15 protein-coding genes are annotated in these 13461 nt (G+C 69.8%); 10 read left to right on the top strand and 5 right to left on the bottom strand.

The window, feature by feature from the left end:
- Positions 1-32 precede the first annotated feature (32 nt).
- Together ACIHAO_RS35245 and ACIHAO_RS35250 are read left to right on the top strand one after the other, a co-directional pair.
- A complete protein-coding gene (locus ACIHAO_RS35245; protein WP_125785098.1) occupies positions 33-1151 on the top strand; it encodes a PLP-dependent aspartate aminotransferase family protein in 1119 nt (372 codons plus the stop codon).
- Between the two features lie 60 nt (positions 1152-1211).
- Complete coding sequence (locus ACIHAO_RS35250; RefSeq protein WP_396565307.1) at positions 1212-1586, top strand: DUF6401 family natural product biosynthesis protein; 375 nt, start codon at positions 1212-1214, stop codon at positions 1584-1586.
- Positions 1587-1620: 34 nt separating this feature from the next.
- Here the strand turns inward: ACIHAO_RS35250 and ACIHAO_RS35255 are convergent, their stop codons facing one another.
- Both ACIHAO_RS35255 and ACIHAO_RS35260 read right to left on the bottom strand, forming a co-directional pair.
- A complete protein-coding gene (locus tag ACIHAO_RS35255; protein ID WP_396565309.1) occupies positions 1621-2553 on the bottom strand; it encodes a hypothetical protein in 933 nt (310 codons plus the stop codon).
- Between the two features lie 97 nt (positions 2554-2650).
- A complete protein-coding gene (locus ACIHAO_RS35260; RefSeq protein ID WP_016336811.1) occupies positions 2651-2863 on the bottom strand; it encodes an FmdB family zinc ribbon protein in 213 nt (70 codons plus the stop codon).
- 51 nt (positions 2864-2914) lie between these two features.
- On the opposite strand from ACIHAO_RS35260, the gene ACIHAO_RS35265 reads away from it, so the two are divergent.
- The gene (locus ACIHAO_RS35265; protein WP_396565311.1) at positions 2915-4039 is read left to right on the top strand and encodes an alkaline phosphatase family protein; all 1125 of its coding nucleotides are present in this window, start codon (positions 2915-2917) and stop codon (positions 4037-4039) included.
- A 25-nt stretch (positions 4040-4064) separates the two neighbouring features.
- On the opposite strand, the gene ACIHAO_RS35270 is transcribed toward ACIHAO_RS35265, so the two are convergent.
- Positions 4065-4628, bottom strand: coding sequence for a class I SAM-dependent methyltransferase (locus ACIHAO_RS35270; RefSeq protein ID WP_396565449.1), 564 nt, complete (start codon positions 4626-4628; stop codon positions 4065-4067).
- 51 nt (positions 4629-4679) lie between these two features.
- On the opposite strand from ACIHAO_RS35270, the gene ACIHAO_RS35275 reads away from it, so the two are divergent.
- Together ACIHAO_RS35275 and ACIHAO_RS35280 are read left to right on the top strand one after the other, a co-directional pair.
- Entirely contained in the window at positions 4680-5432 is a 753-nt protein-coding gene (locus ACIHAO_RS35275; RefSeq protein ID WP_396565313.1) for an AraC family transcriptional regulator, read from the top strand.
- A 258-nt stretch (positions 5433-5690) separates the two neighbouring features.
- Positions 5691-5978 carry a hypothetical protein gene (locus ACIHAO_RS35280; protein ID WP_396565315.1) on the top strand — a complete coding sequence of 96 codons (288 nt, stop codon included), beginning with the start codon at positions 5691-5693 and terminating at the stop codon, positions 5976-5978.
- A 5-nt stretch (positions 5979-5983) separates the two neighbouring features.
- Here ACIHAO_RS35280 and ACIHAO_RS35285 read toward each other — a convergent pair whose 3' ends face one another.
- Positions 5984-6484, bottom strand: coding sequence for a GNAT family N-acetyltransferase (locus tag ACIHAO_RS35285; protein ID WP_396565317.1), 501 nt, complete (start codon positions 6482-6484; stop codon positions 5984-5986).
- A gap of 39 nt (positions 6485-6523) precedes the next feature.
- On the opposite strand from ACIHAO_RS35285, the gene ACIHAO_RS35290 reads away from it, so the two are divergent.
- Positions 6524-7261: an alpha/beta fold hydrolase gene (locus tag ACIHAO_RS35290; RefSeq protein WP_396565319.1), complete on the top strand. Its 738-nt coding sequence runs from the start codon at positions 6524-6526 to the stop codon at positions 7259-7261.
- Positions 7262-7372: 111 nt separating this feature from the next.
- The gene (locus ACIHAO_RS35295) at positions 7373-8581 is read left to right on the top strand and encodes a glycosyltransferase (protein WP_396565321.1); all 1209 of its coding nucleotides are present in this window, start codon (positions 7373-7375) and stop codon (positions 8579-8581) included.
- Between the two features lie 51 nt (positions 8582-8632).
- Here ACIHAO_RS35295 and ACIHAO_RS35300 read toward each other — a convergent pair whose 3' ends face one another.
- A complete protein-coding gene (locus ACIHAO_RS35300; protein WP_396565323.1) occupies positions 8633-9469 on the bottom strand; it encodes a phosphotransferase in 837 nt (278 codons plus the stop codon).
- A gap of 136 nt (positions 9470-9605) precedes the next feature.
- Here ACIHAO_RS35300 and ctaD point away from each other — a divergent pair, with 136 nt between their 5' ends.
- From ctaD to ACIHAO_RS35315, 3 genes are all read left to right on the top strand, one after another.
- Entirely contained in the window at positions 9606-11384 is a 1779-nt protein-coding gene (gene ctaD / locus ACIHAO_RS35305; protein WP_034308844.1) for a cytochrome c oxidase subunit I, read from the top strand.
- An 87-nt stretch (positions 11385-11471) separates the two neighbouring features.
- The gene (gene serB / locus ACIHAO_RS35310; protein ID WP_396565325.1) at positions 11472-12701 is read left to right on the top strand and encodes a phosphoserine phosphatase SerB; all 1230 of its coding nucleotides are present in this window, start codon (positions 11472-11474) and stop codon (positions 12699-12701) included.
- The gene (locus ACIHAO_RS35315) at positions 12698-13456 is read left to right on the top strand and encodes a peptidyl-tRNA hydrolase (RefSeq protein WP_396565327.1); all 759 of its coding nucleotides are present in this window, start codon (positions 12698-12700) and stop codon (positions 13454-13456) included. The genes serB and ACIHAO_RS35315 overlap by 4 nt, the downstream gene beginning before the upstream one ends.
- Positions 13457-13461 lie beyond the last annotated feature (5 nt).

Consider the following 13461-nt stretch of genomic DNA (forward strand, 5'->3'; position numbering starts at 1 on the left):
GGAGGATCCGGAGAAAAACGCACCATCTGGGCATGACCGCAACGCTGCGCACCCGAGCCGTCCACGCCGGCCGTGACGATCTCACGGACCTCGGCGTCCACGCCGCTCCGCTCGACCTGTCCACGACGTACCCGTCGCGGGACAGCGTCGAGGAGGCAAGCCGCATCGATGAATTCGCCGCGTCGGGTTCGCTGTCCGGGCTGCCGGTCTACGGGCGGCTGAGCAACCCGACCGTCGAACGGTTCGAGAAGGCGCTCGCCGAACTCGAAGGGTTCGACGACGCCGTCGCCTTCGCCACCGGCATGGCCGCGGTGTCGGCTTCGCTGCTCGCCGCCGTCGCGCAGGGCAAACGGCATGTCGTCGCCGTCCGGCCGGTCTACGGCTGCACCGACCACATGCTCACGTCGGGTCTGCTCGGCACCGAGGTGACCTGGGCCGATCCGGAAGGCGTCGCGTCGGCGCTGCGGCCCGACACCGGCCTCGTGCTGCTCGAAACCCCCGCGAACCCGACCCTGCGCGAGGTCGACATCGCCGAGATCGTGCGCGCCGCGGGCGAGGTTCCGGTGCTGGTCGACAACACCTTCGCGACTCCCGTGCTCCAGCGGCCGGGACGGCACGGCGCCCGCTTCGTCCTGCACAGCGCGACCAAGTTCCTCGGTGGCCACGGTGACGTCATGGGCGGCGTGGTCGCTTGTAGCGCCGAAGACGCGGGGATGTTGCGGCAAATTCGCTTCGCCACCGGAGGCGTGCTGCACCCGCTGGCCGGGTACATGCTGCTTCGCGGCCTTTCGACTCTCCCGCTGCGCGTGAACGCCGCGTCCGCGACGGCCGCCGAACTCGTCGAGCGGCTTCGCGGTCACGCGAACGTGAGCGCCGTGCACTACCCGGCCGTCGGCGGTCCGCTGATCGCGTTCGAGGTCGACGGGGATCCGCACGCGCTCATCGGCGCGGTCCGGTTGATCACCCCGGCCGTCAGCCTCGGCAGCGTGGACTCGCTCATCCAGCATCCCGCCTCGATCAGTCACCGGATCGTGGCCGAGGACGACCGGCGCGGCGCGGGGGTCACCGACCGGCTCATCCGCATGTCGGTGGGGCTGGAGGACGTCGAGGACCTGTGGCACGACCTGGATCAGGCACTCAAGGCGTGCTGAGTTCTGCGATCGTCGTCACCGGGATGTCGACAAATCGTCCGGCGTGGCTAACCTGGTCGGGTGAAAGATCTGGTCTCGTCCTGGGTGGAATCTTCGGCTCGTAGCACGCTTTCCCGGCTGCACCAGCAGATCGGTGTCGCCGGGCTGGCCGCGGCGGCGGCCTTGCCCGGGCTGTCGGCCGTCTTCGATCAGCACTCCGCCGCGGTGCGGGACATCCTCGCGGCGGGGGTCGAAGGCTCGGCGGCGGTCGCCGGGGTTGTCCTCCTCGCCGGCTACGCGCGCGGGCTGCTCGACGAGGCGAAGACCACGGGGTGGACGTTCCGTGCTCCGGCCGATCTGTCCGCTTGGACCACCAGTGACTGGATGACCGCGCGGCTGGTCGGCGTGTGCTCACTGGCCGCCACGATCGACGACCGGCCGACCGGGAACGGGTAGGGCGGCCGGATGCCCCACCCGCTCCCGTGGAAGGTCAGCGGTACTCCGGCGGAGGGGGCATGTTTCCACCGGGGGGCCGCTGGCCGGGATCCTGGTGCGGAGGCACCTGGCCCTGGCTTGGCGGGAACTGCTGGTGCTGCGTCGGCTGCTGACCCACTCGGTTCGGGTCGGCCGCGTGGTGCCCGGCGGACACCGGCTGGTTGACCGTCGTGCGCTCGGTCGGCACGTCGCCGGAGCGGCCGGCGTCTTCGCGACCGCGCTGGTAGGCCTCGGCCTGCGCCTTCGCGGCGGGGATCTCCGCCTCGGCCCGGCCGAGCCAGGTCTCCCAGCGCTGCTGCATCGGCTTGATGAGACCACCGCCGACACCGACGACGGCGATGCCGCCGACCGTGGCGAGCACGGTGATCAGCACCGGCAGCGTGACCGCGGTGGCCACGCCGATCTGGTTCAGCGCGGCGATCGCACCGAGACCCCAGATGAACACCGAGGCGATGGTGGCGAGCACCTTGCCGTAGGAAACGCCGGCGAGGGCGTTGGCGACCAGGTCCTTGACCGCCTTGGCGATCGCGCCGGCGATCACCACGATGATGATCGCGACGATGGCGCGCGGCAGCCAGGCGACGATCTCGTTGAGCAGCGAGCTCACCGGGTTCGGGCCGAACACGCCGAACGCGAACTGCAGCGCGATCAGCAGGATCGCGTAATAGACGATCTTGCTGATGATGTTCGACGCGTCGAACTGGCTGCGCGCGAGCATCTGTTTGAAGCCCCCGCGTTCGAGGAGCCGGTTGAAGCCGACCTTCTCGAGCACCATGCTCACGGCTTTGGCGAGGGCCTTCGCGATCAGCCAGCCGATGAACAGGATGACCAGGAACGCGAGCAGTTTCGGGACGAAGGTGGCGACCGAACTCCAGGCGCTCGACACGCCTTGACCGAAGTCGACGGCCGCCAGTGCTGATGTGGCCACTGGACGTTCTCCCTTCCACCACTGGAGCTTCCAGGCTGGTGGGAGGGGGGTACCCGCCATTCGGGCGATCACACGTTGCGCCACCCGAACGGGTGGGTCAACCGCAGCAGCCGCCTCCGCAGCAGCCGCCCCCACCTGCGGGAACGGGGGCTGGACCGGAAGCGGAGCCGGTCAGCGCGACGGTCGTCAGCAGCTTGACGGTGTCCTGGTGACCCTCCGGGCACGGCGCGGGCGCACCGGACTCGCTCATCGGCCGCAGCAGTTCGAAGGTTCCCGCGCATTCGCGGCAGCGGTAAGCGTAAGTCGGCATGTCCGCCATTATCCCATCTCCTCGCCGGCTCCGGGATGGCAAGCTGGCCTGGTGGATATGCCTGTCGCGGCGCATGTGCCGCACCTCGGCCAAGTCGTCCCGTCCGTGTTGTCCGCCCTCGGCACCGCTGGGTTCGCGAATTCGCTGAGCCTGGCGGAGGCGTCCAGCGCGTGTGTCCTGCTCATCGACGGTCTCGGCTGGGAACTGCTGGCCGAGCACGCCGCCGACGCGCCCGTGCTCACCCAGCTGGCGAAGTCGCCGCTGCGGGTCGGTTTCCCGTCGACGACGGCGGCCGGTCTCGGCGCGATCGGCACGGGGCTCGCCTCGGGGGAACACGGCCTGGTCGGGTACAGCTTCGAGGTGCCGGGGACAGGCGTCCTGAACGCGTTGCGCTGGACCAGCCACGTGGACGGCGGCGATCTCCGCGGCGCTCTGCCGCCGCGCGAGGTCCAGCCCCTGCCGACGACGTTCGAACGCGCGGCGGCCGCCGGGATCAAGACCAGCGTGGTGTCTTCGGCGAAGTTCGCCGACACCGCGCTCACCCGCGCGACACAGTCCGGCGCGCGTTATGTCGGCGTCCACGCGCTCGGTGACCTGGCCGCCTGCATCCTGCACTGCCTCGAAACGCGGCCGGCGTTCTGCTGGGGCTACCACAGCGAACTCGACATGCTCGGCCACATCTACGGCCCCGGTTCGGCGCCATGGCGGATGCAGCTGCGCCACGTCGACCGGCTCGTAGAGTCCATTGTGGACGGATTGCCGTCCGGCGCGCTCCTCGCGGTCGTGGCCGACCACGGCATGGTGACCGTCGAGGGCGCGCTCGACATCGACGAGACACCGGTGCTGCTCGGCGGCGTCCGGGCGATCGGTGGCGAGGTCCGGGCAAGGCACGTCTACAGCGAACCGGGCGCCGAGGCCGACGTGCTGGCGGCCTGGCGCGAGGTGATCGGCGACCGGGCGTGGATCCTTTCGCGCGACGAGGCCGCCGAGGCGGGCTGGTTCGGGCCGGTCTCCGACCGGGTCCGGCCGCGGATCGGCGACGTGGTCGTGGCGGCGAAGGGACGGTTCGGGCTCGTGCGGGAACTGGCCGAGGCCGTCGAGTCCTCCCTGGTCGGCCAGCACGGCTCGCTGACCCCGGCCGAACAACTCGTCCCGCTGGTCCTCGCGCGCGGCTGACCCCGCATTCAGAGGACTAAATGCGTCAGGCGGGCTTCCTGGCCGAGAACTTCACGCTGCGTTTCGGCACGTGCTCGACGTCGATGTCGGTGAACCCGGCGGCGGTGAGGCGGGGCCAGAGCGAAACCGGGTCGAGCGCGTTCATCGTGTCGCCGAGGTGGAAGAACCGGAACGGCACGTTCGCCAGACTGTCGATCGCGCGCAGGACGCCGCCGGGGCGGAGCACCCGGAACGCCTCGGCGAAGATGGCGTCCTGCGACGCCGTCGTCGGCACGTGATGCAGCATCGTGAAGCAGACGACCGCCGAGAACTCGCCGTCCTCGAAGGGCATCGCCGCGCCGTCGCCGTGGACGATCCGCACCCGGCCGTCGAACTCCCGCTTGAGCAGCTCCGCCGAGGCCTCGTCGATCTCGACCGCGGTGAGCCGGGGGACGAGCCGGACGAGCGCGCGCGTGGTCGCGCCGAAGCCGGGCCCGATCTCCAGCACGGAGTCGCCGAGGTCGAAACCGGCGACGTTGCCCGGCATCTCGGCGGCGACGGCTTTCGCCCAGAGCGCGGAACTGCAGAGTTTGCGGTGCACCAGGTTCATCGGCATGAACCCGAAGCTAGCCGTGACCGGTAGGCGATAGGCTGCCAAGTGATGTCGAGAATCGGACTCCTTCCCCCGATGCCGACGGCGATGGTGCTCGGCGAGATGGAGCTGCCGGCCGGTACGTGGCTGCCGTGGCACGAGCACGACGGCCACCAGCTCGCCTGGGCGGCGCGGGGGATCCTGAGCGTGAACGTCGGCGAGCGGCACTGGGTGCTGCCGCCGACGCGCGCGCTGTGGATCCCGGCCGGTGTCGTGCACCGCACCGGCGCCACCGCGCAGACCGTGTTGCGGGGGATCTACGCCGCTCGAGACCGGTGCCCGGTGCGCTGGCGCGAACCGACGCTCGTCGCCGTCCGCCCGCTGCTGCGCGAACTGCTGGAGCACCTCGGCGCGGCCGGCCTCGGCGACGACGCGCGCCGCCGGGCCGAGGCCGTCGCCTTCGACCTGCTCGAACCGGTGGACGTCGTGCCGATCACCGTGCCGATGCCGTCGGACGGGCGCGCGCTCACCGTCGCGCGGGCGGTGATCGCCGATCCGGCGGACCGCCGCGGTCTCGCGGATTTCGCCCACGCCGCGGGCGCGAGCGAACGCACGCTCGCGCGGCTGTTCCTCACCGAATGCCGGACGACGTTCGGCGCGTGGCGGGTGCAGGCCCGGCTGCGCGCGGCCCTGCCGCTGCTGGCCGAGGGCATGCCGCTGACCGCGGTCTCCCGCCGGATCGGCTACTCCTCGCCGAGCGCTTTCGTCGCCGCCTTCCGCCGGGCGGTCGGTGTGACGCCGGGCGCGTACTTCGGCGGCTAGCCCCGCGAGTTACGCCTTCAATCACGTGAGTTCCGCCCCCAAACACGCGAGTTACGCCTACGGCCCGGCTCCGCCACGTGCCGACCCTTCAGACACGCGTGTCGTCCGCCCGATCACGCGTGACGGAAGGCGGATCACGCGTGATCGCAGGCGAAACTCGCGTGTCTGGAGGCGGAACTCGCGTGGTCGAAGGCGTATCACGCGACCGAATCTCGAGAGAGCGGGATCACCCCGTACTAGGCCATATACCGTTTCGGCGTGCCACGACGTAACCGGCCCGAACGCGGTAAGCGCCCCGACCTCGGCGCGTCGACCGGCTGGGCGAGCTCCGAAACCGCCGCCGACGGCGAATGGCTGGTGCGCACCGTGCCCGGCGCGCAGGCCACCAAGGACTACCGCTGTCCCGGCTGCGACCACGAGATCCGGCAGGGGACCCCGCATGTGGTCGCCTGGCCCGCCGACGACACCGGCGGGGTCGCCGACCGCCGTCATTGGCACAAGGCGTGCTGGGGCGCGCGGTCCCGGCGCCGTCCCGGCCGCTGGTGACCGACTCAGCGCCGCATGTGCAGTGAGGGCGCTCCCTCGAACTCCTCCTCCGTGTGGATCTTGAAGCCGAGCCGCTCGGCGACCCGGACCGACGGCTCGTTGGACACCATGATGTTGGCGATCACCGGGATGCCGGGGATCGCCCGTTCGGCCCATTCGACGACGGCGGCCGCCATCTCGGTCGCGTAGCCGTTGCCCCAGGCGAACGGCCAGAAGCGGTACGCGAGGTTCAGCACGCGCTCGCCGTTCCATTCGTGATATCGGACGCCGCCGAAGCCGACGATCACCTCGGGATCGTCCAAGGCGGACACCGCGAGATAGCCGAACCCGTGCTCGGCCCATTGCTTCATCCAGGCGTCGTACAGCTCCCGCGCACCCTCGACGGTGTGCGGCACGACGTTGAACTTGTTCGTCTCCGGATCGGCCTGCAGCGCGACGATGTTCTCGCGATCCGCCTCGCGCAGCCGCCGCAGCAGCAGCCTCTCCGTCTTGATCTCTGTCAGCACGGATCTGACGGTAGCCCCAGGGTGCGACAGAATTACGCCATGAAGGATCTCCCGCTGGTACTGCTGCACGCCTTCCCCGTCGACGCCCGCATGTGGGACGCGGTCCGCGCGCCGCTCGCGGAACGGCTGCGGCTGATCACCCCGGATCAGCGCGGCCTCGGCCGCAGCCCGCTGCCGGAGACGGATCGGGAACCGGATCTGGACGACGCGGCCCGCGACGTCGTGGCGCTGCTCGACCGGCTCGAACTCGACAAGGTCGTCCTCGGCGGCTGCTCGATGGGCGGCTACCTGACGATGGCGGTGCTGCGCCTCGCGCCGGAACGGGTGGGCGGGCTCGTGTTCATCGACACGAAGGCGACGGCCGACACCCCCGAAGCCGCGCAGGCCCGGCACGACGTCGCGGCCCGGGTCGAGGCGGAAGGCGCCGGATGGATGCCCGACGCCGTCACGCCAGGACTGCTCGCCGAGAAGGCCGACCCGGAAGTGGCCGGGCGGCTTCGCGAATTGATCACGACGCAGCCGCCGTCGGGGATCGCGTGGGCGGCGCGCGCGATGGCGGCCCGGCCCGATTCGCTCGAAACGCTGCGGGCGGCGGACGTGCCGGCGCTGGTGGTGGTCGGCGAGGAGGACGGCCTGACCCCGTTGGAGGCGGCGAACACCCTGGTGGAAACGCTGCCGGACGCGACCCTGGTCGTACTGCCGGAGGCGGGACATCTGACGCCGCTGGAGGATCCGGCCGGAGTCGTCGAAGCGATCCTGGGCTGGTACCCCGCGTGAGAAACGTTTCCCTCGCCCCTTCAAAGGTATAGCGGACAGGGGGACTTGCGGCAAGCCCCCATTCCCGGTTCACAATTCCCTCCTTCACATTTTTGCCGAAGGGGGATTCCCATGCGTGTACTCCTGTCCACTATCGGGACGAGGGGTGAGGTGCAGCCGTTGGTGGCACTGGCGGTGCGGTTGCGGGAACTCGGCCAGGACGTCCGGCTCTGCGCGCCGCCGGATTTCCGTGACTGGGCGGAAGGTCTCGGGATCTCCTTCGCGCCGTTGGGGCCGGAGCTCCGGCCGACGGCGAAGCCGGATTCCGCGATGACCAAGGCGATGGCCACGCCGGAGGGACGGCGGAAGATGGCCGAGGCCATGGTCGTCGGCCAGTTCGAGACGATGCCGGAAGTGGCCGAGGGCTGCGACGCCGTCGTCGCGGGAATGGCGTTGAACATCGCCGCCCATTCGGTGGCCGAGCGAAAAGGGATTCCCTATTTCTTCACCGCTTATTGCCCGATGACGCTGCCTTCGCTGCACCATCGTCCGCCCGTTTTCCCGGGATGGGCGCCGAAGAATCCCGATGCCGCCATCCCGGCCTTGTGGGCCGACGACGCGGAACGGTGGAACGAGCAGTGGGGCGGGGTGCTGAACGCGCAGCGGAAACGGCTCGGCCTGCCACCGGTCGACGACGTTCGCGGGCACATCTTCACCGAGAGCCCGTGGCTGGCCGCCGATCCGGTGCTGGCGCCGTGGCGGGGACCGTCGGCGCTGGACGTGCACCAGACCGGCGCCTGGATCCTGCCGGACCACAGCCTGTTGTCCCCGGAGCTGGAGGCTTTCCTCGACGACGGGGAACCGCCGGTCTACTTCGGCTTCGGGAGCATCCGCGCCCCGGAGGCGATCGCGAAGGCGATGATCGAGGCGGCGAGGGCGCACGGACGGCGGGCGATCGTGTTCCGGGGCTGGACCGGACTCGCGCTGATCGACGACGAACCCGACTGCCTCGCCATCGGGGACGTCAACCAGCAGGCGCTCTTCCCGCGGGTCGCGGCGGTCGTGCACCACGGCGGCGCCGGCACGACGACGGCGGCGACCCTGGCAGGTGTGCCGCAGGTGCTGGTGCCGCAGATGTTCGACCAGCCCTACTTCGCGCAGCGTGTGCGGGAGCTCGGGGTGGGGACGTCGATCACGGGGGAGCCCTCCCCCGAAGCGCTGACGCTCGCTCTGGGCGAGGTGCTCCGCCCCGAAGTCGCCTCGCGAGCGCGTCAGATCGGCGGTGAGGTGCGGACGGACGGCGTCGACGTGGCGGCGAAACTCCTGCTGGACGCCGTCTGACCCACGCAATCAGTCACCTACTTGCGTGGCACCCCCTTCGCAAGTAGGTGACTAATTGCGGGCGAGGTAGCGCTCCAGGGCGGCCTCGGCCTCGGGGAGCCGCTCGGGGAACCGCCGCGCGATCACGAAGCGCCACGGCACCTCGAACAACCGCCGCAACGCGATGAACGGCTCCAGCGACGAGGGCGGCACGTCGGCGGGATACGCCGAAAGCGTCGCGGGGCCGGCCTCCGCGTAGAGCACGCCGAGGTCCCAGCCGAGCGGCCCGCGCCAGGTGTCCTCGAAGTCGAGCCAGCACGGTCCGGCCGCCGTCGCGATGACGTTCCCCCGATGGGCGTCCCCGTGCAGCGGCCGGACCTCGTCCGCCGGGAGCGCCGCCGCGACCCGTTCGAGTTCTTCGCGCAACCGGGGTGCCGCGCCACCCATGACGGAACCGTGCCGGTCGAGCAACGTCCGGAGTTCACGGACCGGTCCGAGTTCGGGGAGTTCGCCGGGGTAGTCCGCGAGCGCGGCGTGCACCCGGGCCAGCGAGATCGCCACCTCGCGCGGCGACAGGGTGTGCCCCGGTTCGTGCGGTGTGTAGTGCCAGAGAGTGACCGGGAGGCCGTCGGCGAAATGCGGTCCTGCCGGGGGATCCGTGGTCGGTGAGACGACGAGCACACCACGTTCCGTGAGGTACCTCGACAGCTCGACGTCGCGCGCGAGCCAGTCTTCGGGGGAGGAGCGCGCGAGGCGCGTCGTGCCAGGCACCCGCGCCACCACCGGACCCAGTCTCACCAGCACGTTCGACTTGAAATGCAGGACATCGGGGGCACCGGTCGGCAGCCCGTGCCGGGCACCGACGGCGATCGCCGCGGCCACTCCCGCACGGGTGTGTTCGTCGGTCACGGCGCGATCTTGCCAGCCGGTGCGCGCGACTGTCGGTAGTGAGGGCTACGATCCCCATTAGCCGCCGGAATGGGTCTCGAACCCCGGCCGACGGCAGAACATTGACCACCACAAGGTTTGAGTGTTGGAGGCAGGAGTGACGGCCGTAGCCCCCAAGCCGATCGCCACGCGCCCGTATCCCGCGCGGGAGTCGGTTAAGGGTTCGTACCTGCTGCGGTTGTTCCGCACGACGGACCACAAGCAAATCGGCATCATGTATCTGGTCACGTCGTTCGCCTTCTTCATGGTGGGCGGCGCGATGGCGATGCTGATCCGCTCCGAGCTGGCACGTCCCGGGCAGCAGTTCCTTTCGCAGGAGCAGTACAACCAGCTGTTCACCATGCACGGCACGATCATGCTGCTGCTGTACGCGACGCCGATCCTCTTCGGTTTCGCGAACTTCATCCTGCCGCTGCAGATCGGTTCGCCCGACGTCGCCTTCCCGCGGCTGAACGCGTTCTCGTACTGGCTGTACCTCTTCGGCGGCCTGATCGTGATGTCCGGCTTCCTGACCCCGGGTGGCGCCGCCGACTTCGGCTGGTTCGCCTACACCCCGCTGTCGGACGCCATCCACTCGCCCGGCGTCGGTGCCGACCTGTGGATCTCCGGTCTGGTCGTCTCCGGTCTCGGCACCATCCTCGGTGGCGTCAACATGATCACCACGGTGGTCTGCCTGCGCGCCCCGGGTATGACGATGTACCGGATGCCGATCTTCACCTGGAACATCCTGGTCACCAGCATCCTGATCCTGCTGGCGTTCCCGATCCTGACCGCGGCCCTGATGGGCCTGCTGGCGGACCGGCATCTCGGGGCGCATGTGTTCGACCCCGCGAACGGCGGCGTGATCCTCTGGCAACACCTGTTCTGGTTCTTCGGCCATCCAGAGGTCTATATCGTCGCCCTGCCGTTCTTCGGGATCGTGTCGGAGATCTTCCCGGTCTTCAGCCGCAAGCCGATCTTCGGTTACAAGGGCCTGGTCTGGGCGACGCTGGCGATCGCCGCGCTGTCGGTGGCCGTGTGGGCGCACCACATGTACGCGACCGGCGCCGTGCTGCTGCCGTTCTTCTCCTTCATGACCTTCCTGATCGCGGTCCCGACCGGCGTGAAGTTCTTCAACTGGATCGGCACGATGTGGAAGGGCCAGCTGTCCTTCGAGACGCCGATGATCTTCTCGATGGGCTTCATCGTCACGTTCCTCTTCGGTGGTCTGACCGGCATCATGCTGGCCGCGCCGGCGATCGACTTCCACGTGTCCGACAGCTACTTCGTCGTCGCGCACTTCCACTACGTGCTCTACGGCACGATCGTGTTCGCCACGTTCGCCGGGATCTACTTCTGGTTCCCGAAGATCACCGGCCGCATGATGGACGAGAAGCTCGGCAAGTGGCACTTCTGGACCACGTTCATCGGCTTCCACGCCACGTTCCTCGTGCAGCACTGGCTGGGTGCCGAAGGCATGCCGCGCCGGTACGCGGACTACCTGCAGTCGGACGGGTTCACCACGCTGAACACGATCTCGACGATCGGCGCGTACATCCTCGGTGCCTCGACGCTGCCCTTCATCTGGAACGTCTTCAAGAGCTACCGGTACGGCGAGATCGTCACGGTGGACGACCCGTGGGGCTACGGCAACTCGCTCGAATGGGCGACGTCCTGCCCGCCGCCGCGGCACAACTTCACCGAGCTGCCGCGGATCCGGTCCGAGCGGCCGGCGTTCGAGCTGCACTACCCGCATATGGTCGAGCGCATCCACAAGGAGGGTGAGATCGGCTTCTTCGGGAAGCAGAAGGTCAACACCCACCGCGCGCCGTCCCAGGTGCTCACCGAGGCGGCCATGCCGGGTGATCACTCCAAGGACAACTCCAGCGAGAAGTGACCCGATAAGCGGAATCGGCGCGTGCCTTGCCTCACACAGGGGCAAGGCACGCGCCTTTTTCTTGTGCAGCTGAGGGAGACTGACCCCGTGACGCAGACACCAGTTCTCATCACCACGACCGGTCCCGACAAGCCGGGTGTGTCCTCGGTGCTGTTCGCCGTGCTGTCGCGCCACGACGTCGACGTGCTCGACGTCGAGCAGGTCGTGATCCGCGGCCAGCTGGTGCTCGGCGTGCTCGCGGGGGTGTATCGCGACCCCGAAGGCCTGCAGGAATACGTCGAGCAGGCGATGGCTTCGGTCGGGATGCAGGTCGAGGTGAAGATCGGCTCGGCCATCGGCGCCGACCCGTTCGCCATCGGGCAGAAGGACTCGACGCATGTCCTGCTGATGCTCGGCCGCCCGGTCACCGCGCGGGCGTTCTCCGACGTCGCGCGCCGCCTCGCCGCGCTGGACGTCAACATCGACTCGATCCGCAGTGTCGCCGACTATCCGGTCACCGGGCTGGAGCTGTACACCTCGCTCGCCCAGGACACCCCGGAAGCCGACGCCGCGTTGCGCACCGCGCTGGCGGATGCCGCCGTCGAGGCCGGGATCGACATCTCGGTCGAGCGGGCCGGGCTCGCCCGCCGCGCCAAGCGACTGGTCGTCTTCGACGTGGATTCGACGCTCATCCAGGGCGAGGTCATCGAGATGCTCGGCGCGCACGCCGGCGTCGAACCGCAGGTCCGTGAGATCACCGAGGCCGCGATGCGCGGCGAGCTGAACTTCGGCGAGTCGCTGGAGCGCCGCGTCGCGCTGCTGGAAGGGCTCCCGGAGACGGTGCTCGACGAGGTCGCCGCGACCATCGAGCTCACCCCCGGCGCGCGCACGACCATCCGCACGCTGAAGCGGATGGGGTTCCGCTGCGGGGTCGTTTCGGGCGGGTTCACCAAGATCATCCAGTCCCTTGTGGACGACCTCGGCCTCGACTTCGCCGCCGCGAACGAGCTCGAAGTGGTCGACGGCAAGCTCACCGGCCGGGTGGTCGGGGAAATCGTCGACCGCGCGGGCAAGGCGACGGCGCTGCGCCGGTTCGCCGAGGAGTACGAGATCTCGCTGGAGCAGTGCGTCGCCGTCGGTGACGGGGCGAACGACATCGACATGCTGTCGGTCGCCGGAATGGGTGTCGCCTTCAACGCGAAGCCCGCGCTGCGCGAGGTCGCCGACACCGCGCTTTCGCATCCGTATCTCGACGCCGTGCTGTTCCTGCTCGGGGTCACCAGGGCCGAGATCGAGGCCGCCGACGCGGCCGACGGGCTCGAGCTTTCGCGGCCATGAGCGTGCTGGAGCCGCTGGCCGCGCGCTACGCGTACTGGCTGGGATTGCCCGCCGAGGACACGGTGGACACCTCCGACGAAGACCCCGCCGAGGTCCGCGCCATGCCGGTGATCCTGCGGATGGAACGCGCCGAACCGCCGTCGCGGACCGCGTTGCTGGAGGCCGCCGCGGCGGCCGCGGTCGCGGTCTGCCTCGACGAACGCGCCGAGCCCGAAGGCGAATGGCACGAGCCGCTCAAGGCGTGGGTCGACGGCCGGATCCGCAAGGTCGCCCGGCGTGCGCGCGGCGCGCATTGGCAGGCCGTCCAGGAGCTGCCCGGCATCACGATCGAGGTGGACGGCGCCGAGGCGCGGGCGTTGCTGCCCGCCCGCGTGGTCGACACCCCGAAAGAGGTCTCGCGGTTGCAGATCTCCGGGAGCGAGCTCCCGGCCGACGAGCCCGGGCCCACGCCGGACGGTCTTCCGCGGTTGCTGCTGAACCCCGAGGTCACGATGACCGTCGGCAAGGGCGCCGCCCAGGTCGGGCACGCGACGATGATCCTGGCCTCGCTGCTGGACGAAGCCGAACGGGCGGCCTGGGCCGAGACCGGGTTCCGGTGCTCGGTGCGGACGCCGCCGGTCGCGACCTGGAAGGCGCTGTGCCCGATCGAGGATCCGGAGGGCTCGTGGCGCCGTGACGGTGTCGTCGCGGTCCGGGATGCCGGGTTCACCGAAGTCGATCCCGGAACCGTCACGGTCCTAGCCCAAAGGGCCTAGCCTCC

It is taken from the genome of Amycolatopsis sp. NPDC052450, assembly GCF_044547565.1.
Lineage (GTDB): Bacteria > Actinomycetota > Actinomycetes > Mycobacteriales > Pseudonocardiaceae > Amycolatopsis.

Coding starts and splice junctions, on each gene's coding strand:
- ACIHAO_RS35260 (WP_016336811.1), bottom strand. CDS start 2,863: ATGCCGACTTACGCTTACCGCTGCCGCGAATGCGCGGGAACCTTCGAA.
- ACIHAO_RS35270 (WP_396565449.1), bottom strand. CDS start 4,628: ATGAACCTGGTGCACCGCAAACTCTGCAGTTCCGCGCTCTGGGCGAAA.
- ACIHAO_RS35275 (WP_396565313.1), top strand. CDS start 4,680: ATGTCGAGAATCGGACTCCTTCCCCCGATGCCGACGGCGATGGTGCTC.
- ACIHAO_RS35245 (WP_125785098.1), top strand. CDS start 33: ATGACCGCAACGCTGCGCACCCGAGCCGTCCACGCCGGCCGTGACGAT.
- ACIHAO_RS35295 (WP_396565321.1), top strand. CDS start 7,373: ATGCGTGTACTCCTGTCCACTATCGGGACGAGGGGTGAGGTGCAGCCG.
- ACIHAO_RS35315 (WP_396565327.1), top strand. CDS start 12,698: ATGAGCGTGCTGGAGCCGCTGGCCGCGCGCTACGCGTACTGGCTGGGA.
- ACIHAO_RS35290 (WP_396565319.1), top strand. CDS start 6,524: ATGAAGGATCTCCCGCTGGTACTGCTGCACGCCTTCCCCGTCGACGCC.